The following is a 17,793-nucleotide window of genomic DNA, read 5'->3' as shown; positions in this document are numbered from 1 at the left end:
AGCATCTTCTTGCGGCGCAACTTTATTGGCACGAGTAGTGCTCAGAGTAAGCCGGGTCCCTAAAACCCATATTCGACTGGGAGCTTAAACGACTATGCACATCGTGGTCTGTATCAAACAGGTGCCGGACTCTGCGCAGATACGCGTCCACCCGGTGACAAATACGATCATGCGCCAAGGCGTACCGACCATCATTAACCCTTACGACCTGTTTGCTCTCGAAGAGGCACTACAAGTTCGTAACCGCTATGGGGGCGAGGTGACTGTTCTCACGATGGGGCCGCCCATGGCTGAGCAAGCGCTACGCAAAGCCCTCACCCACGGCGCAGATCGCGCAGTGCTTCTGACCGACCGCCACTTTGCTGGATCTGACACGCTGGCGACCTCGTATGCTCTTTCCCAAGCAGTCGCGAAGATCGGCGAGAGCTATGGGGCGCCTGATATCGTCTTTACCGGAAAGCAGACAATTGACGGCGACACTGCCCAGGTCGGACCCGGAATTGCAAAGAGGCTGAACCTCCAGCAACTGACTTACGTAACGAAGATTGTATCCATTGATCCCACTTCGCGCGAGATCATGGTTGAACGGCACGCAGAGAGCGGCACCCAGATGCTGAAGAGCACGCTGCCATGTCTCATCACCGTGCTGGACGGTGTCAACGCTATCCGCCGGGGCTCTCTCGATGACGCCTTCCGTGCCGCGCGAAGCCCGGTTCTTAAATGGGGGGCCGCTGACGCCAGCATTGGGGAGTTGACCAAATGCGGCCTACGGGGATCGCCGACGGTCGTGAAGCGAGTATTCGCTCCTGGTCCGCGCGCCGAAAAAGCTATCCAAATGGAGATTAACGACAAAACGTTGGCCGAGGTCGCCGCGGAGACGGTCGCTGCAATTTTTGCCCGCCAGCCTTTTTTGGAACGCAAGCTCACGTCCCATGGCAATCGGTGAGCAGCGAGGAGTAGATTTTGGTCGCTAGAAAAAATGAAACGCCGGCAAACGCTGTCGGCCGCGCCAGCTCAGGGAAAAAGCTGCTGAAGTGTTTCGAAGATCACCGGGAGCTATGGTGGAAAATGGGTGATGACGGTTTGAGAATGGCGGCGTATCGAGGCGGGTGATTGAAGCCAGCCAGACCCTCTCAAGGAGAGCGATACGCCATGAACGAGACTATCAACATTTTTCGGCTTCGTCAGCCCGACGAAATTGAAGATCCCCTGACGAATGTGCTGCGCAGCGGGGCGCGCAAATTGCTAGCGCAGGCGATCGAGATGGAAGCCGAAGCATTTCTTGGCGCGATGAAGGATCTCAAGCTTGCCGATGGTCGTGATCGGATTGTCCGGCATGGTCACGCCCCGGAACGGAGCATCCAGACGGGGATCGGGCCGGTGCCGGTCAGCCGGGTGAAGATCCGGGACCGCGGCGCGGAATGCGAGGTTGACCGGATCCGATTTTCCTCGTCGATCCTGCCGAAATGGGCGCGTCGGACGCGCAGTGTGGATGCGCTTCTGCCCGTTCTCTACCTGCGCGGCGTTTCGACGGGGGATTTCCAGGAAGCCCTGTCGGCGCTACTGGGCAAGGACGCGCCGAACCTTTCACCCTCAGTGATTTCGCGACTGACGGCGGAGTGGGGCATCGAATATGATCGTTGGCAAAAGCGCGATCTTTCGGCGCGCCATTATGTCTATGTGTGGGCGGACGGGGTCTACCTGCAGGCGCGCATGGAAGATCAAGCCGAATGCATGCTGGTCCTGATCGGCGCCACGCCCGAGGGCAAGAAGGAACTTGTCGGCTTCCAGACCGGTATTCGCGAGAGTGCGCAAAGCTGGCGCGAGCTGCTGGTCGACATCAAGCGGCGTGGCCTTAAGATCGCGCCCGATCTTGCCGTGGGCGACGGCGCGCTCGGCTTCTGGAAGGCGCTCGATGAGCTCCTTCCCGACACCAAACACCAGCGATGCTGGGTGCACAAGACAGCCAACATTCTCAACAAGGTGCCGAAATCGGTGCAGGCCGGCATGAAGGCAGTCCTGCGCGAAATCTATCTCGCTCCCAGCCGGGCCTCGGCCGAGACGGCAATTGCCGTCTTCGTCGAAAAATATGACGCGAAGTATGCCAAGGCAGTCGACTGCCTGACGAAAGATCAAAATGCGTTGCTGGCGTTCTACGATTTCCCCGCCGAACACTGGGATCATCTGCGAACATCCAATCCCATCGAAAGCGTCTTTGCCACCGTTCGCCACCGCACGGTGCGCACCAGGGGTGCGCTATCCTCGAAGACCGCCACGCTGATGGTCTTCAAGCTGGTCATCGCCGCCGCCAGGACGTGGCGACGATTGAAAGGACAAAATCAGTTGCCGAAACTCATCGCAGGTGCCAAATTCCAGGACGGAATCGAGGTCATCGAATCGAAGCCACAGAGCGCCGCTTGATCAACCTCGTCACCCAAATTCCAGCATAGCTCGATCACCGGCACGTCTGGGTCTTCATGGAACTTGAGCGCGGCAATGTTCATCCCGTATCGATTGAACTCCTCGGCGAAGGCCGCAGACTAGCTGACAAGCTGGGTGTCCAACTGGCCGGGGTAATCCTCGGTTCGTCTGAAGGCGTGGGCACCAAGCCTGCGATCGAAGAGGCCTTCGCCTACGGAGCTGATGTCGCCTATCTGGTAGAGTCGCCCCTCCTCGCCAACTATCGAAACGAACCCTTCACCAAGGCTTTGACGGATCTGGTCACTACTCACAAACCAGAAATTCTCCTTCTCGGCGCGACCACGCTCGGCCGTGACCTCGCCGGTGCTGTAGCAACGACCTTACAAACGGGGCTTACGGCTGATTGCACCGAGCTGGATGTTGATGGAGATGGTTCACTCGCAGCGACGCGGCCAACTTTCGGCGGGTCCTTGTTGTGCACGATCTACACGCTAAACAGCCGACCGCAAATGGCAACGGTGCGGTCCAGGGTCATGGCGACGCCGCAACGTGCGGATAAGCCAATTGGGCGCGTTATCCAGCACGAACTCACAATGGTCGAGGAAGCGATCGTCACCAAGGTCCTCGCATTCCTGTGCAATGACGGTTCTGAGCAATCCAATCTAGACAACTCCGACATCGTGGTCGGGGGCGGACTCGGCCTCGGCGCCGCAGGAAACCTGCAATACTTGAGAAACCTGGCAACGACGATCGGCGGGGGAGTCGGGTGCTCGCGCCCACTGGTCCAAAAAGGCTGGATGCCTGCTGATCGACAAATTGGCCAGTCCGGCCATACCATCAGACCGAAGCTCTACATCGCGGCGGGAATATCTGGCGCGGTCCAGCATCGCGTTGGCGTCGAAGGAGCCGATCTGATTGTCGCTATCAACCTCGACCAGAACGCGCCGATCTTTGACTTCGCCCACATCGGCGTTGTCGCTTGCGCGCTGGAGTTCTTGCCGGCGCTAACAGAAGCTTTCGCCAGGCGAATGCCACCGCACAACTCTATCAAGGGTATGGACCGAGGAAGGCTAGATGACCAAGAGTAAGTTCGACGCGATCGTCATTGGTGCCGGTATGTCCGGCAACGCCGCAGCGTATTCGATGGCTAGTCGCGGTCTAAAAGTGCTGCAGCTGGAGCGTGGAGAACATTCGGGCTCTAAGAATGTTCAAGGCGCTATATTGTACGCCAACATGTTGGAAGCGATTATCCCAGAATTTCGCGATGACGCTCCTCTTGAACGGCATCTGGTCGAGCAACGATTCTGGCTAATGGATGACTCGTCGCACACGGGCGTGCACTATCGCTCTGATGACTTCAATGAACTGAAGCCAAACCGTTATACGATCATCCGCGCCCAGTTTGACAAATGGTTCTCACGCAAGGTGCGCGAGGCGGGAGGCACAGTCCTTTGTGAAACGACAGCGACCCGACTCGCTTGGGACCTGAGCGGTAAAGTAATAGGCGTTCACACGGACCGAGAGGGCGGTGTGATCCTCGCGGACGTAGTCGTCCTTGCTGAGGGCGTGAACGGACTGCTTGGAACACGAGCCGGGTTACGCGATATGCCGAAGCCGGAAAATGTGGCCCTCGCTGTCAAGGAAATGCATTTCATGCCGGAAGAGGTCATCGCAGAGCGCTTCGGCCTCAACGGTAGCGAAGGCTGTGTGATCGAAGCCGGCGGCACGATTTCACGCGGAATGGCCGGACTGGGCTTCCTTTATACCAACAAGGAGTCGATCTCGGTGGGGATCGGCTGCCTCGTCTCCGGTTTAGCGGAAGGCATGGAAAATCCGTACCGCCTTCTTGACGCCTTCAAGCAACATCCCTCGATCCGACCATTACTGGCCGGATCAGAGATCAAAGAATACGCCGCGCATCTTATTCCTGAGGGGGGCTTCAAGGCAATCCCCCAGCTCTTTGGCAACGGGTGGGTCGTCGTGGGCGACGCGGCGCAACTAAACAATGCCGTGCATAGGGAGGGGTCGAACCTTGCGATGACATCAGGCCTCATGGCGGGTGAAGCGATCTTCCAGATAAAGAGCCGTGGCGGTCTGATGACGAAACGCAATCTCTCTCTCTATAAGGGTATGCTGGATAAGTCGTTCGTCATGAAAGACTTGATGAAACACAAAGATCTTCCAAGCCTCCTCCACACCGACAGTCACAATTTTTTCATGACGTATCCAACGCTTATATCTCAGGCGGCGCAAAATTTTGTGCGCGTCGACGGTGCACCTAAAATCAACAGGGAGAAGGCCACAGCTGCCTCCTTTATCAACGCACGATCCCGTTGGGGGTTGATTAGCGACGCGGTCCGCTCCGCCGTATCTTGGCGTTAAAAGGAAAATTCGATGAAGGCGACCACCATTGAGCGCATTGAGGATAAGCTGTACCAAAACCGATATCTCGTCGATACTGGACGTCCGCACATTACGGTGCGACCGCATCGGTCGCCGAGCCCAAACCTCCTCGCCTTGACGCAAATCTGTCCGGCCAAATGCTACGAGGTGAACGAAATTGGTCAAGTGGCGATTGTTTCGGATGGCTGCTTGGAATGCGGCACATGCAGAGTGTTATGCGAAGCGAGTGGCGACATAAAGTGGAATTATCCCCGGGGAGGGTTCGGGGTCCTCTTCAAATTCGGATGAGGAGTCCCTACCTCCGCCGGGATAGCAGCGATCGATGCAGCTGCATTAGCGGCGGCGATTGAATGTGCATCCACTCAACCTTTCGAAAGGCTAATTTTTGCGCCGTCGATAACACGTATTTTTAACTTAGGAATATGCGTTAGCATATTTCGCGTACCAGGGTAAAAAGCAGTGCACCCTCCCCTGTTTGTAGGCATGATTAAACCAGAGGCGCGGCTCCATATTCTCTACGACATCTCCAAAGAGCTTATCTCTTCTTTTCCTCTAGACAACTTGCTGAAGGCTGCCATGAACGCGCTCGTCGAGCATCTGCGATTGCGCGATGGCGGAATCGTGATTCACGGCTCCGGAGGAGAGTCTTGGATAAACGTACGGGCTCCCATTGGGGACGACGTTCGCTCACGTTCTCTGACAATTGAACAGGCGGACGCAATAAATCGTGTCATCGCTAGCGGTGAGAAGCACTTTGGGAAAAATTCTGTCGTTCTCCCCGTTAAAGTAAACCGGAAAGCAATCGGCGCATTGTGGATTGATTTCGCGCAGAAAAGCGGAGATCAGGACGAAAACCTTCTGGCAATGATTGCCGTCCTGATCGGCTTAACCTGCCAGCGCGATCGCGAATTGTGTAGCGATGGCGGCGCAGTCGCCGAGGAACAACAAGCAGGACAGATTCCGAAAATCAAACCGAAGCCTCATCCCACCCAACTCGATAAAATCGACTGGATCGTTGGGGAGAGCCCCGCGATCAAGAGGGTATTAGCTACCACCAATATCGTGGCCGCGACGAACTCCGCGGTGCTCTTGAGAGGAGAGAGCGGCACTGGCAAGGAATGCTTTGCTAGAGCAATACACGCATTATCGATACGGAAAAGCAAGGCGTTTATTAAGTTGAATTGCGCTGCGCTGTCGGAAACCGTTCTGGAATCCGAATTGTTTGGCCATGAGAAGGGCGCTTTCACTGGCGCTCTCCTTCAACGAGCTGGACGTTTCGAACTGGCCAATGGCGGAACGCTGTTGCTTGATGAAATTGGCGATGTATCACCACAATTCCAGGCGAAGTTATTGCGCGTGTTACAGGAAGGCGAATTCGAACGTCTCGGCGGAACGAAGACATTGAAAGTAGACGTTCGAGTTATATGCGCCACCAACAAAAACCTTGAAGTGGCCGTCCTTCGAGGGGAGTTCAGAGCCGACCTCTATTACCGGATCAATGTTGTGCCGATCATTTTGCCGCCACTTCGGCAGCGCGACGGAGACATTTCGCTTCTAGCGCAAGTGTTCCTCGAGCAATTCAACAAGGCAAATGATCGAAATTGCGACTTCGCCCCGTCGGCCATAGACATTTTGTCGAAATGCGCCTTCCCCGGCAATGTTCGCGAGCTGGACAACTGCGTTCAAAGGACCGCCACTCTCGCCAGTTCAAATACCATCACTTCATCGGATTTTGCCTGTCAGCAAGACCAGTGTTCTTCGGCGCTCCTCTGGAAAGACGCCCGCGACGGCACTGGCAACGGCCCGGTGCATAGTCTCAACCCGCGAGATACAATGTTAGGCGGACTGGGGGCCAACGTAGGTACTCCCAGCGGTGCCGCAGCCACAATCGAGGCAGCGGGTCTCACTGAGCGTGATCGGCTGATCAATGCAATGGTGAAGGCTGGCTGGGTACAGGCCAAAGCGGCTCGTATCCTGGGTAAGACGCCGCGGCAGGTCGGCTATGCGCTACGCCGGCATCGTATCGATGTGAAGAAAGACTAAGCGGAGAACGATATGAAGAATGTCGTAAGCTTTGGTTGAGTCGGCCTAACGACTTTGGGAGCGATCCTGTCTTGATTTCTACAAAACATCTTCGGCAGCAAGCGGGAAAAGGGGCATAAGCGCTGAAACAACAATGTCGCGTCGACCGGAATCTCTCTTGCTTTTGGAGCTGTAACCTTTCCTCAACAGTGGAACAGTGCGATGTGGGAACCGGAAATAAAGGTCGGGACGACCAGCAGCGCCCCCTTCGACCGGGCGCCGATGGCTCCCGCTATGCTCGGTGGCCGCGCATCTTCGTCCTATGGCCTTTCGGTGACGGATGACAAAGATGCGCGGATCTGGGAGAGAATTAAAGATCATCCCTGCTTTTCAGAGCAAGCCCATCACTATTTCGCTCGCATGCATGTCGCGGTTGCACCTGCATGCAACATCCAGTGCAACTACTGCAATCGCAAATATGATTGCACCAACGAAAGCCGTCCCGGGGTCGCATCGGTAAAGTTAACTCCCGACCAGGCACTACGCAAGGTGCTTGCCGTTGCCAGCAAAGTGCCGGAGCTTTCCGTAATCGGCGTTGCCGGACCGGGCGACGCTTGTTACGACTGGAGGAAAACAGTCGCGACGTTTGAAGGAGTTGCGAGAGAAATACCTGACATTAAACTATGCATCTCCACCAATGGATTGGCGCTTCCGGATCATGTCGATGAGCTAGCTGACATGAATATCGATCACGTGACGATCACTATCAACATGGTGGATCCGGAGATAGGGGCGAAGATCTATCCATGGATAATTCACGGACATCGTCGATACACTGGCATAGAAGCTGCCAGGATCCTTCACGAGCGCCAAATGTTGGGTTTGGAATTGCTGACCAAGCGCGGCATCCTCACCAAAATCAATTCGGTTATGATTCCAGGCGTCAATGACACGCACCTCGTCGAAGTTAACCGATGGATCAGAGACCGCGGCGCATTCATGCACAATGTGGTGCCCCTGATTTCCAAGCCTTCGCATGGTACTTATTACGGTCTTACGGGTCAACGTTGCCCGGAGCCGTTCGAACTGAAGGCACTTCAAGACTGTCTCGATGGTAACATTAAGCTTATGCGCCACTGCCAACAATGCCGGGCCGACGCCATCGGTTTGCTGGGCGGTGATCGCGAGCGAGAGTTTGCCCTCGACCAGATCTCCACCAAAGTTGAATTCGACACCAGCAAGCGCGAGGCCTATCGCAAGCTGGTCCAGCATGAGCGAGGGGATCAACTGGCAGCAAAATTGGACGCGAACAAAACAGTCAAGTCACTGGGTTCTTCGGGAACCCTTGCAGTTGCCGTGGCGACTAAAGGTGGCGGCCGGATCAACGAACATTTCGGCCAGGCAAGGGAACTCCAAGTGTATGCAGTCTCACGAAAGGGGATCAACTTGGTGGGACACCGCAAGGTCGAGCAGTATTGCCTCGTTGGTATAGGCGAGAAGGCCACTCTCGATCACACTATCGTTGCACTCGACGGCATCGACATTCTGCTCTCTTCCAAAATCGGCGATTGCCCAAAGAAGCGGTTGGCAGAAACTGGCGTGCGAGCCAGTGACGCATTTTCCTATGATTACATTGAGACTGCGATTGGCGCGCTATACGCCGCCGAGTTTGGCGGCAAACCGGCAATGCCGACGGCTTTAGGCCCCTCTAATTGAATCAGGAGCTAAAACATGGCCTTCAAGATCATTGTATCCCAATGCACCCAGTGCGGCGCTTGCGAATTTGAATGTCCCTCAGATGCGATCAGTTTCAAAGGTGAGGGATATGTCGTGGATCCAAAAAAATGTACCGAGTGCAGAGGTGAGTTTGACACGCAACAATGCGCTTCGGTGTGTCCGATGCCGAAGACCTGCGTCCCTGCCTGATCGCCACCGGACTAAAGCGCAAAGAAATGAGACGAGCGGTCAGTGGTCTCCTAGGCGAACATGAGGTTAAAAATTCACTTACCACCAATATCCTATCCAGTGCGCGATGCGCGCAACCTGAGTAGCCGACGTAGGCCCCGGAACGGATGCCGTCCAAACCTCAGACAGAGCCATAACGGAGATACCGGCCTGGGCATATGTCGTACTAAGTTAACAGGCTTTGATAACGCCCGACTTCCGGAGCTCCAAAGCCGCCGCAGCGAGAAGGGACATGCATGAGAGTGACAATCAGCAGAACTGACGTCGGCTTATCGGTCTATATTCACAAGAAAGACCTTGAGGAACCGATCATTTCGGTTGAGCACAAAAACCTCTGGGGCGGCTTTATTTTGCTGAAAAATGGATGGCGGATAGCCCTCCCCGATCTATCGCAGAACAGGCGCCTGCCCGTTACTGTCGACGCGAGGAGGCTATCCAGTTAGAGTGTGCGCGGGTCGATGGATGAGCGTCGATGCCAAGCGCAGGCGGCATACACCCCAAATAGAGGGCATCGAGTTCCCGATCCCTTGAAGGCGGCCATCGGCAAGAGGCCGCCCGTAAATCAGGAGGAATCGGATACGGCGCTCGCGCTTGGTGCGCAAGCGGGAGAGAGGCGATTGGCCGAGGTGATCCGGTCGTGCGGTTTCACTCATGCCCGGCGCGCAACCCAGACGCCCCTCAACATGGTTCTCGAGGCGACCGGATGACAAGGAGTGGCGCGTCGGGGTCCAGCCAGATGTGCAGGTTCTCGGTGCAAACATGACGCCGAAAAGCGGATAGCCTTTAAATTCGGACTACCTTTGCACGCTTGAGGCAGATCCGGTCGTCGCTCTCCAACTCCCCTGCTGGACGAGCGAAAGAGCGGGCAATACCCGCCTCATCGGCGGCACAGAGAAGCGCTTCCCGGAATTGTTCCGAGGCAATCTTCCCGCTCAATGCGTCGACGCAGGTTTTGACGGCAGCCACATATTCCTCGCTGTCATCGCAGGTCCAGTCGTTGATCAGGAGACGCGCCGCGTCGCCCAGCCTCCATGCGATCTTACGGGATGCCGGGCCTCGCAAAGCAAACCCGACCGTCGTGAATGCTGCTGATGATGATGATGATGTGAAGTGGCATTCATCACCGCATTAGTCGCCGCCGAAGCAATGCGGTCGACACGAGGAATGGTACGACTATGTAGATGCAGAGAACGCCGATATGCAGGCAGACATTGGCGATTGGTTGGCCCAGCATCGTCGGGCGGATAACATCTATCGAATGTGCCAAGGGCAAGAAGGCCGCTATCTGTTGGAATGCTACGGGCAATTGGTCTACGGGAAAGACTGCGCCTGACAAAAATAACATCGGTGTGATGACAAGGGTTTGGTAAAATATGAAGTAATCGTAGCTGGGCGCGAGGGCCGTGACGACCATTCCAAGGCTCGCAAAGGCTAAGCCAGTGAGGGCGATGACCGGAAGCGCATAGAGAAGGCATAACCAATGTGTGTATCCCAGCGTGGCGGCGACGATACCAATACCGGTGCCCGCCAGCGCCGCCTTAGTTGCTGCCCATGCCATTTCCCCAACGACGATATCCCCTAGTGTGAGCTGTGTGTACAACATTGCTTCCCAGGTGCGCTGGCCCTGCATTCGGCCAAAGGCCGCATAAATCGTCTCGAAGGTTGCAGCGGTCATCGCGCTTGTCGCGATCATTCCAGCCGCCAAAAACGCAGTGTACGATACGCCGTCAACGCGCCCTACCATCACTCCCAATCCAGCGCCGAGCCCGAATAGATATATTATGGGATCGGCTAGATTTCCGAGAATGGATGCCAGCGCCGCTTTTTTCCAAGCCAGATAGTTTCTGCGCCAAACTGCGAGCCAGTTCAAACCGCCGGCGGGTAATGTTGCTACGCCCATCGTCTACTTCTCCATCTCGCGTCCGGTTAACCGCAAGAAGACATCCTCTAGATTTGGTGGACGCTCCAACAAGCGCAGGCCCGAATATCCACGCAGTTGCGCGCGCACCTGCTCTGGATCAGGCGTGTAGCAGAACAGGGTCTCTCCGCTGATTTCCAGTCGCCTAGCATTTGGCCTGATCAAAAGACTAAGCTCCCGCGGATCGCCACCATAAATTTCGATCACGGGACAGCCAATCTGCTCCTCGATCAGGGCATGCGGTCGGCCTTCGGCGATCTTTCGCCCAGCTTCAAGCACGCACAGCCGGTCGCACAAGCGCTCCGCCTCTTCCATGATATGGGTGGTCAGAAGAATTGTCTTGCCTCGTGCCAACAGCGATCGAAGTCGTTCCCAGATCAAGTGGCGCGCGTGTGGGTCGAGGCCAGTGGTCGGCTCGTCCAAAATGAGTAGCTGCGGGTCATTAATGAGCGCACGCGCCAAAGTGAGGCGCCGCTTCATTCCTCCAGATAGGTCTGCCACACGCGTATTCGTCTTGCTCTCAAGTCTCGCAAAATCAAGCAGAGACGGGATGACCGCTTCGATTTCTCGGGTGCTCATGCGGAAGTAGCGGCCGTATACTAAAAGGTTTTCGCGGACCGTGAATTCCAGGTCGAGATTATCGAACTGAGACACGATCCCGATTTTCGCTCGTGCCAAGCGAACCTGGCGCGGTTCCCGTGCTCCGAGTACAGTGATTGTGCCTGCACTTGGCGACGTCATCCCTAGGATCATACGGGTGATCGTACTTTTACCTGCGCCGTTCGGCCCTAAAAGACCAAAACATTCTCCGGCGGCGATAGTAAACGACAAGTCATTGACGACGACTTTACCACCATATGATTTCGAAACGCCGGCTAGGTCGATTGCGACTGGGGACAATGAGCCAGAAGGCGAATCCATTGCCTTAAATTTCGATTGGTGCTGCCGCTCCGATAGGATGAGATGATCCTGGTGCGGATCAGCGGTCGTCGTCGTCAAATTCGTTAATTGCCCGTTCATTTCTTGTCCCAGATTTTGAGCTGCAGTGACGTGTTCATCACTCGCCACTATAGGCAATTTCAGATGTCGCCCGCCCTGGCATTTTGGTAGCGCCCTGCTGCCCAACAGTGGGCGCAATCGCGACTGATCCGCGCGACAGCCAGTCGCTATTGGATAGGGTACAAAGGGCATATGCCTTCAAGGGAATTAAGAGAAAGATGTTCACGAGCGTGTGGAGAGCAAAACCCAAAAACCTAAGTTCGCGGGCGCGATAGGCAGCCACGCTACAGCGTACAAGAGTCATGGATCCAATGACCAGGATCGTCCACCAGGGCAGTGTGGCGGTCAGCGCAAACTGGCCAATTCCTGTCAATACCGACAGCGCAAGAAGTAGCAGGCCGACATTTTGCCCGATTGCGTCCAGCGTGAGATACCGATCGAGACCAGGCAGTACAGGAAGCGCAAGCAAAGTATCCCGAAAGGTGCTGCGTGCCCACCGTAGTTGTTGGCGTAGATAAACACCCATCGTGTCTGGAACGACTGTCGCCGCGATGGCACTCGGAACATACTCAGTTCGAAAGCCTGCGCTCAGCATGAGAATCGTCAAATGGCGATCTTCGCCGAAGTCACTCGGCTTGCCGCGATAAAGCTGCGTCTCGTACTGATCGAGCAGCGAAAGCATAGCAGACCGACGGTACATCGCACATGGGCCGCAGCAACACATAACTGCACCGAAGCGAGCTTGTGCCGCGCGCTCCTCGTTGCAGGCAAGCCAGTACTCCATGTCAATCAAGCGAGTTAGCCAGGTGTCCGCCTGGTTACTGGCTTTCATTTGGCCCATCGCCGCACCGACTGCTGGATCCCGCATTTTGTGGGCAAGCTTAGATACGACGTCGGGGGCGATCGTGGTGTCTGAGTCCACATTCAAAATGAGATCCCCAGAGGACTGGGTTATAGCGGCGATTTGCGCTTTGCGCTTTCCAACATTTTTAGGGAGAATTGTGAAGTTGAATCTCTCATCGTCTGCATAGACAGCGCGCTGAGCCACAACCGCGTCGCGATTTTTGGAACCGTCGTCGACTACATAGATGCGCAATTTTCCGGCATAATCTTGCTCCGCAAGCGACGCGAGGCATTCCGAAAGAACGATTGGGTCCTCGTTGAAGCACGGCACGATGACATCAACGCTTGGCACGGGGTTGGTTTCAATGTCTTTCGCAGGTGTTGTTGAGATCGTTGTCCGCCTAGCATGAAAGACCTGCGCGCTCTTGTAAACGGTGGAGAGCATTGCATAAAGCGAGATGGCGGCGATGCTGGTTGTTGCGAGCAGGGTCATGGTTTCTCGTTTGTCCAGTGTTTCAGGGAAGTGAACGAAACTCGAATCCGCGGCTATGCAGTGCCGGAATAATTCGAGAGAGTGCTATGAGCGTCTGGTCACGGAGTCCGGCAAGCGAGCATTGCTCAACCTCATCGGGAGGACACCCGTCGTGCAAAAGCACGATTGCCCCAGGCCGAGCAGCAGCAAGCACCTCGTCAACGATCACGTCGACGCCCGGGCAAGACCAGTCTCTAGGGTCGGCCGACCAGTGAACGGCTCCAAGTCCAGCCCTCACCGATGCTGAAAGGACGTCTTCAGTCCAAACCCCGTAAGGCGCTCGTAAGTGCCGGACCAAGGCTTGGGGACAGGCCGAGACAATAGCTTGATGCGCCTCGTCTATTTCACGTTTGACATCCTTGGGATCGCAGGTGGCGAGGTCGGGGTGCGTCATGGTATGATTGGCGACATCATGACCTTCCGCCACAAGACGCCGAATGAGGTCGGGGTGATCCTTCACGTATGAACCGATAGCAAAAAATGTCGCCGGGACACGGTGCTCAGCTAGAATATCAAGGATTTGCGGCGTGCAGTATGGATTAGGACCATCATCGAACGTAAAATAAACGCAGCGATCTTCCTGGCCGCTTGTGTGATTGACCGGTACTTCGCTCATATAGGCAGGCCGCTTCATAGTTCCGACCCATTTCGTTCAATCAACGAGCCTGCGGGCCACTCCGTCATCGGACGGTCGACGGGAACTACCAATACGAGGACATCTTCAGTGCGCGTGGCTGGCAGGTCGGAATGCGCGTCTGGAAGCGTGGAGCGCACACGCAGCCCGGTCATCATATTGGCGGTACCATCTCGGCAGTATCTTTCCATGTGATTCCGCATGGCGTGGCGAACTGTTCCGAAAGCAAATGGAACGCTCAACTCGCGCAGAATCGGAAACATAGCGCGGACCGAGTGAGCGATGCCTAATCCTTCTAGATCCGGTCGCACTCCGTACAGGCCTAGCTCGGCCACAAGCAAATCAGTCGTACCGACTTTTATGAAGCGGCGTAACAAGCCCATGTGGCTAGCGACGCCGTGCGAGTCATATGCGATTGCGCGGCGTTCGGGCCTCGCACCACCCCAGCTTCGGCCAGTCTCGAACGGCTTGGCATTGAACGCTCCCGTCGGCCCATAGGTCTTGCAAAAAAAATCGGCGAGTTCCGCGTGGTCGGAAGCTTCCAGCTCATTTTCCCAGCAGATTTTCCATCGCACTTCAGAAGACATGCAAAAGCTCCAAGTTGTTTCTTCGCCCAACCACGATCAGAGCTGCGCGATATTGTTGCGCATACTTGTTGGATTGCCGGTTAGGCAATCGAGCGGTTAAGAGATGTAAGAGTCTCAAATCGGGCCCCTGCCCGGCGCTTCGTTTTTTAGTTCCTGGTCCTGATATTGATCAAGTTCCGGGTTTTCTATAAGTGATCCGAAAGATTGGTAAAATTGATTGTTTGGATGGCAATCATCTATGGAATGGATATTCAACCCATGCGTTTTAAAGGCCTAGATCTAAACCTTCTTGTAGCACTCGACGCTCTAATGACCGAGCGCAAGCTCACAGCAGCGGCGCGCAGCATCAACCTCAGCCAACCCGCCATGAGCGCTGCCATCTCTAGGTTGCGCGACTATTTCCGCGACGACCTTTTTATCATGCAGAGACGGGAGCTAGTTCCGACCCCGCGTGCAGAGGCACTTGCCCCCGCTGTTCGCGAAGCACTCTTGCATATTCAGCTCTCCGTCATCGCATGGGATCCAATAAATCCTGCGGAGTCCGATCGCCGATTCAGAATTATCCTTTCAGACTTCATGGCGCTGGTCTTCTTCGACAAGATCATCTTGCGCTTAGCTCGAGAGGCGCCACGGGTCAGCTTCGAGTTGCTGCCACTTGACGACGATCCCGAGGAGCTTCTCCGCCGCGGGGATGTTGATTTTCTGATCCTTCCGGATTTATTCATGTCTGGCGCCCATCCGAAGGCAAGGCTTTTCGAAGAGGAACTGGTGTGTGTCGGCTGCTCTACGAACGAGCAACTGCAAGGGAAGCTCTCCCTGGAGCAATATATGTCCATGGGACATGTCGCGGCTAAGTTCGGACGTGGTCTTAAGCCTTCCGTTGAGCAATGGTTATTGCTGGAGCACGGCTTCAAGAGGCGTATTGAACTCGTCGTGCCGGGGTTTAATTTGATCCCGCCGTTGCTGTCAGGCACTAACCGAATAGCAACCATCCCACTCCGGTTGGTCAAACATTACGAACAAACTATCCCCTTACGGATCATCGAGCATCCTTTGCCACTTCTTTCGTTCACTGAGGCTGTCCAATGGCCGGCTCTTCACAACACTGATCCTGGAAACATATGGATGCGCGAGATTATGATCAAAGAGGCTTCGCGCATGGAATCTGAGATGCAAAGTTGTACGTCCTAAGCGGCACAGCCGGGTTCATTCCACAGCCCCAGTAGTCAGATGAGCGCTGATTATTGGAACCTACGCATTCGGTGTGTTCCCAAACGAGGCATCACGTTACAGGCGGGACCCCGCTGCCGCAGCTTATCATTGTGCCGAGAGCGATCATTTCTACCTGAGAAGGTGGCCATTTGTATGCTTCCCTCGGCCTCGTGCAAAAGAGATTCAAAACTTTATTTCTGTCACTTATGTTCGGCTCAATGCTGAACACCAGCATCATGCCGCGGCGACTTCACCGACCTCCCGCACATGCTTCCTGCGCCGCACTGACAACGCGCCGGCCCGGGAAAGCGGCCAAAGTGGAGGATTTGCAACTGCGCCGGCGCATGAATTCAGCTGCGGCAATGCCCGAGCCACAATCCATAGCGTGGATGCTTTTGATCCACACAATCATTTTTACCAATCATTCCATATGATCCATAGCAGGGCGACCGCGCGGTGACGTTCCGGTAAGTTTATCGGTTTCTGTCGTCACTTCGCAGACGAGCCGGAACATCTTCCGATGTTAGCAGCAATTAAATCGAGTCTTCTCGCAAGGCCGTCGGCTTGTCAAAATTAGACATGATGGAAAGGAATACAAATGGCTGACCAACTCACACTGGAAATTATCAGTGCGATCAATAAGCTCGTCAAAGCTGAAAACGGCGAGAGAACGATCGTAGCGCTCGGCGAAATAACGACTGACACTGAGTTGACTTCACTTGGCATCGATTCGTTGGGTTTGGCCGATGTCCTTTGGGATCTGGAGCAACTCTACGGCATTAAGATCGAGATGAATACGGCCGATGCCTGGTCGAACCTCAACAACATCGGCGACGTGGTGGAAGCCGTCCGTGGCCTGCTCACCAAGGAGGTCTGAATGGATAGGCGCGTCGTTATCACCGGATTGGGCGGACTGTGCGGACTGGGCACCGATGCTTCCTCTATCTGGACGGAGATGCGCGAAGGCCGCTCCGCCATCGGCCCGATCTCAAACTCAGAGATTCATGAGCTGAAGGGGATGATCGGGACCGAGATCAAAGTGCTGCCTCAACACGACATTGATCGCAAGCAGCTCATCTCCATGGACCGCTTCAGCCTGCTTGCCGTGCTTGCAGCTAAAGAAGCCATGCTACAGGCCGGCCTTTCGTGCGATGAAGGAAATGCCCACCGTTTCGGCGCGACAGTGGGCGTTGGCTTTGGCGGCTGGGACGCTACCGAGAAGGCCTACCGCACCCTCCTATTGGGCGGCGCGACCCGCACTGAGCTATTCACTGGGGTAAAGGCAATGCCTAGCGCGGCTGCCTGTCAGGTAAGCATGAACCTCGGGCTGCGGGGGCCAGTCTTCGGTGCCACCTCTGCCTGCGCCTCGGCCAACCATGCGATCGCTTCAGCGGTAGATCAGATCAAGCTCGGTAGGGCGGACGTTATGCTAGCTGGAGGAAGCGACGCGCCACTCGTGTGGATCGTGCTTAAGGCATGGGAAGCAATGCGCGTACTCGCTCCAGATACTTGCCGGCCATTCTCCGCCGACAGGAAAGGACTAGTTTTGGGCGAGGGTGCGGGCATGGCCGTGTTGGAAAGCTATGAGCATGCCGCCGCCCGCGGTGCAACGATGCTTGCCGAGGTCGCCGGCATCGGCCTTTCCGCCGATGCCTATCACATCGCTGCACCAGCTGTGCATGGGCCGGAGGCGGCGATGCGCGCCTGCCTTGTTGATGCGGGTTTAAATGCCGAGGATGTAGACTACCTCAACGCCCATGGCACCGGCACCAAGGCCAACGATCAGATCGAAACGACGGCGATTAAGCGCGTCTTCGGTGACCATGCTCGATCGTTGTCCATCTCTTCTACCAAATCCACTCACGCGCACTGCCTCGGGGCAGCAAGTGCGCTCGAAATGATAGCCTGCGTGATGGCGATCCAAGAAGGTGTCGTGCCGCCCACCGCCAACTATCGCGAACCAGACCCCGATTGTGATCTGGACATCACGCCAAATGTGCCCCGGGAGCGCAGGGTGCGCGTGGCCATGAGCAACGCTTTCGCCATGGGCGGCATGAATGCTGTCCTTGCGTTCAAGCAGGTGCAATGAAGTGAAGCCCGTCACGACTAACCGTTGTAAGGCCAGCGGCACATGCTTGAAGCATGCACCGCCGATTCCCGTCAGCAAGGTCTCGTTCCAATACCTCGGATACTCTCGCATCTGAAATTTTTCTCTGCGCACATCATGCCACTCCGCCGTCTCGGGGCAAAGGCTGTG

At 55.7% G+C, this 17,793-nt stretch carries 16 protein-coding genes and 3 pseudogenes; 13 read left to right on the top strand and 6 right to left on the bottom strand.

The features are described from left to right. Positions 1-94: 94 nt before the first annotated feature. The 10 genes and pseudogenes from J2J99_RS32350 to J2J99_RS34405 all read left to right on the top strand — a co-directional run. Positions 95-946, top strand: coding sequence for an electron transfer flavoprotein subunit beta/FixA family protein (locus J2J99_RS32350; protein WP_168302358.1), 852 nt, complete (start codon positions 95-97; stop codon positions 944-946). Positions 947-1,152: 206 nt separating this feature from the next. Next, on the top strand, positions 1,153-2,421 hold the full coding sequence (locus tag J2J99_RS32345; RefSeq protein ID WP_104891281.1) for an IS256 family transposase: 1,269 nt from the start codon (positions 1,153-1,155) through the stop codon (positions 2,419-2,421). Positions 2,422-2,453: 32 nt separating this feature from the next. Continuing rightward, a pseudogene (locus J2J99_RS32340) lies at positions 2,454-3,509 on the top strand (electron transfer flavoprotein subunit alpha/FixB family protein); the annotation flags it as partial. After that, positions 3,496-4,803, top strand: coding sequence for an NAD(P)-binding protein (locus J2J99_RS32335; protein WP_207601011.1), 1,308 nt, complete (start codon positions 3,496-3,498; stop codon positions 4,801-4,803). The pseudogene J2J99_RS32340 and the gene J2J99_RS32335, both read left to right, overlap by 14 nt. 12 nt (positions 4,804-4,815) lie before the next feature. Continuing rightward, positions 4,816-5,112 (top strand): ferredoxin family protein, encoded by a 297-nt coding sequence (locus tag J2J99_RS32330; protein ID WP_168302430.1) that lies wholly within the window; start codon positions 4,816-4,818, stop codon positions 5,110-5,112. 195 nt (positions 5,113-5,307) lie between these two features. Then, entirely contained in the window at positions 5,308-6,867 is a 1,560-nt protein-coding gene (gene nifA / locus J2J99_RS32325) for a nif-specific transcriptional activator NifA (RefSeq protein WP_168302431.1), read from the top strand. Positions 6,868-7,068: 201 nt separating this feature from the next. Further along, the gene (gene nifB / locus J2J99_RS32320) at positions 7,069-8,562 is read left to right on the top strand and encodes a nitrogenase cofactor biosynthesis protein NifB (protein ID WP_168302429.1); all 1,494 of its coding nucleotides are present in this window, start codon (positions 7,069-7,071) and stop codon (positions 8,560-8,562) included. A gap of 15 nt (positions 8,563-8,577) precedes the next feature. Beyond that, the gene (locus tag J2J99_RS32315) at positions 8,578-8,772 is read left to right on the top strand and encodes a 4Fe-4S binding protein (RefSeq protein WP_003551816.1); all 195 of its coding nucleotides are present in this window, start codon (positions 8,578-8,580) and stop codon (positions 8,770-8,772) included. Between the two features lie 275 nt (positions 8,773-9,047). Continuing rightward, positions 9,048-9,254 carry a putative nitrogen fixation protein NifT gene (gene nifT, locus J2J99_RS32310; protein ID WP_017958633.1) on the top strand — a complete coding sequence of 69 codons (207 nt, stop codon included), beginning with the start codon at positions 9,048-9,050 and terminating at the stop codon, positions 9,252-9,254. Positions 9,255-9,386: 132 nt separating this feature from the next. Continuing rightward, positions 9,387-9,518, top strand: a pseudogene (locus J2J99_RS34405) (SAM-dependent methyltransferase); the annotation flags it as partial. 92 nt (positions 9,519-9,610) lie between these two features. On the opposite strand, the pseudogene J2J99_RS34400 reads toward J2J99_RS34405, so the two are convergent. From J2J99_RS34400 to J2J99_RS32280, 6 genes and pseudogenes are all read right to left on the bottom strand, one after another. Continuing rightward, positions 9,611-9,873 (bottom strand): annotated as a pseudogene (locus J2J99_RS34400) (DUF982 domain-containing protein); the annotation flags it as partial. A gap of 58 nt (positions 9,874-9,931) precedes the next feature. Continuing rightward, complete coding sequence (locus J2J99_RS32300) at positions 9,932-10,711, bottom strand: ABC transporter permease (protein WP_168302427.1); 780 nt, start codon at positions 10,709-10,711, stop codon at positions 9,932-9,934. Between the two features lie 3 nt (positions 10,712-10,714). Continuing rightward, positions 10,715-11,749 carry a nodulation factor ABC transporter ATP-binding protein NodI gene (gene nodI, locus J2J99_RS32295; RefSeq protein ID WP_207601013.1) on the bottom strand — a complete coding sequence of 345 codons (1,035 nt, stop codon included), beginning with the start codon at positions 11,747-11,749 and terminating at the stop codon, positions 10,715-10,717. Between the two features lie 37 nt (positions 11,750-11,786). Then, positions 11,787-13,064 (bottom strand): chitooligosaccharide synthase NodC, encoded by a 1,278-nt coding sequence (gene nodC / locus J2J99_RS32290; protein WP_127431412.1) that lies wholly within the window; start codon positions 13,062-13,064, stop codon positions 11,787-11,789. 22 nt (positions 13,065-13,086) lie between these two features. Then, on the bottom strand, positions 13,087-13,737 hold the full coding sequence (gene nodB, locus J2J99_RS32285) for a chitooligosaccharide deacetylase NodB (RefSeq protein ID WP_168302439.1): 651 nt from the start codon (positions 13,735-13,737) through the stop codon (positions 13,087-13,089). Beyond that, positions 13,734-14,324, bottom strand: a complete 591-nt coding sequence (locus J2J99_RS32280; RefSeq protein WP_168302438.1) for a NodA family N-acyltransferase — start codon at positions 14,322-14,324, stop codon at positions 13,734-13,736. The genes nodB and J2J99_RS32280 overlap by 4 nt, the downstream gene beginning before the upstream one ends. Positions 14,325-14,582: 258 nt before the next feature. Here J2J99_RS32280 and nodD1 point away from each other — a divergent pair, with 258 nt between their 5' ends. The 3 genes from nodD1 (at position 14,583) to J2J99_RS32265 (ending at position 17,625) form a co-directional block, all read left to right on the top strand. Further along, complete coding sequence (gene nodD1, locus J2J99_RS32275; protein WP_207601012.1) at positions 14,583-15,515, top strand: LysR family transcriptional regulator; 933 nt, start codon at positions 14,583-14,585, stop codon at positions 15,513-15,515. A 619-nt stretch (positions 15,516-16,134) separates the two neighbouring features. After that, positions 16,135-16,413: an acyl carrier protein gene (locus J2J99_RS32270; RefSeq protein ID WP_017958624.1), complete on the top strand. Its 279-nt coding sequence runs from the start codon at positions 16,135-16,137 to the stop codon at positions 16,411-16,413. Further along, positions 16,414-17,625 carry a beta-ketoacyl-[acyl-carrier-protein] synthase family protein gene (locus J2J99_RS32265; protein WP_207601010.1) on the top strand — a complete coding sequence of 404 codons (1,212 nt, stop codon included), beginning with the start codon at positions 16,414-16,416 and terminating at the stop codon, positions 17,623-17,625. The last annotated feature ends 168 nt before the right edge of the window (positions 17,626-17,793 follow it).

It is taken from the genome of Rhizobium binae (assembly GCF_017357225.1).
GTDB lineage: Bacteria > Pseudomonadota > Alphaproteobacteria > Rhizobiales > Rhizobiaceae > Rhizobium > Rhizobium binae.
This window is presented reverse-complemented; position numbering and strand designations above follow the sequence as displayed.

What these genes read in the sequence shown, in the direction of transcription:
- nodD1 (WP_207601012.1), top strand. Translation starts at nt 14,583, where the DNA reads ATGCGTTTTAAAGGCCTAGATCTAAACCTTCTTGTAGCACTCGACGCT.
- J2J99_RS32315 (WP_003551816.1), top strand. Translation starts at nt 8,578, where the DNA reads ATGGCCTTCAAGATCATTGTATCCCAATGCACCCAGTGCGGCGCTTGC.
- J2J99_RS32300 (WP_168302427.1), bottom strand. Translation starts at nt 10,711, where the DNA reads ATGGGCGTAGCAACATTACCCGCCGGCGGTTTGAACTGGCTCGCAGTT.
- J2J99_RS32335 (WP_207601011.1), top strand. Translation starts at nt 3,496, where the DNA reads ATGACCAAGAGTAAGTTCGACGCGATCGTCATTGGTGCCGGTATGTCC.
- J2J99_RS32280 (WP_168302438.1), bottom strand. Translation starts at nt 14,324, where the DNA reads ATGTCTTCTGAAGTGCGATGGAAAATCTGCTGGGAAAATGAGCTGGAA.
- J2J99_RS32345 (WP_104891281.1), top strand. Translation starts at nt 1,153, where the DNA reads ATGAACGAGACTATCAACATTTTTCGGCTTCGTCAGCCCGACGAAATT.
- nodB (WP_168302439.1), bottom strand. Translation starts at nt 13,737, where the DNA reads ATGAAGCGGCCTGCCTATATGAGCGAAGTACCGGTCAATCACACAAGC.
- nodC (WP_127431412.1), bottom strand. Translation starts at nt 13,064, where the DNA reads ATGACCCTGCTCGCAACAACCAGCATCGCCGCCATCTCGCTTTATGCA.
- nodI (WP_207601013.1), bottom strand. Translation starts at nt 11,749, where the DNA reads ATGAACGGGCAATTAACGAATTTGACGACGACGACCGCTGATCCGCAC.
- J2J99_RS32350 (WP_168302358.1), top strand. Translation starts at nt 95, where the DNA reads ATGCACATCGTGGTCTGTATCAAACAGGTGCCGGACTCTGCGCAGATA.
- J2J99_RS32265 (WP_207601010.1), top strand. Translation starts at nt 16,414, where the DNA reads ATGGATAGGCGCGTCGTTATCACCGGATTGGGCGGACTGTGCGGACTG.
- J2J99_RS32330 (WP_168302430.1), top strand. Translation starts at nt 4,816, where the DNA reads ATGAAGGCGACCACCATTGAGCGCATTGAGGATAAGCTGTACCAAAAC.
- nifB (WP_168302429.1), top strand. Translation starts at nt 7,069, where the DNA reads ATGTGGGAACCGGAAATAAAGGTCGGGACGACCAGCAGCGCCCCCTTC.
- J2J99_RS32270 (WP_017958624.1), top strand. Translation starts at nt 16,135, where the DNA reads ATGGCTGACCAACTCACACTGGAAATTATCAGTGCGATCAATAAGCTC.
- nifT (WP_017958633.1), top strand. Translation starts at nt 9,048, where the DNA reads ATGAGAGTGACAATCAGCAGAACTGACGTCGGCTTATCGGTCTATATT.
- nifA (WP_168302431.1), top strand. Translation starts at nt 5,308, where the DNA reads ATGATTAAACCAGAGGCGCGGCTCCATATTCTCTACGACATCTCCAAA.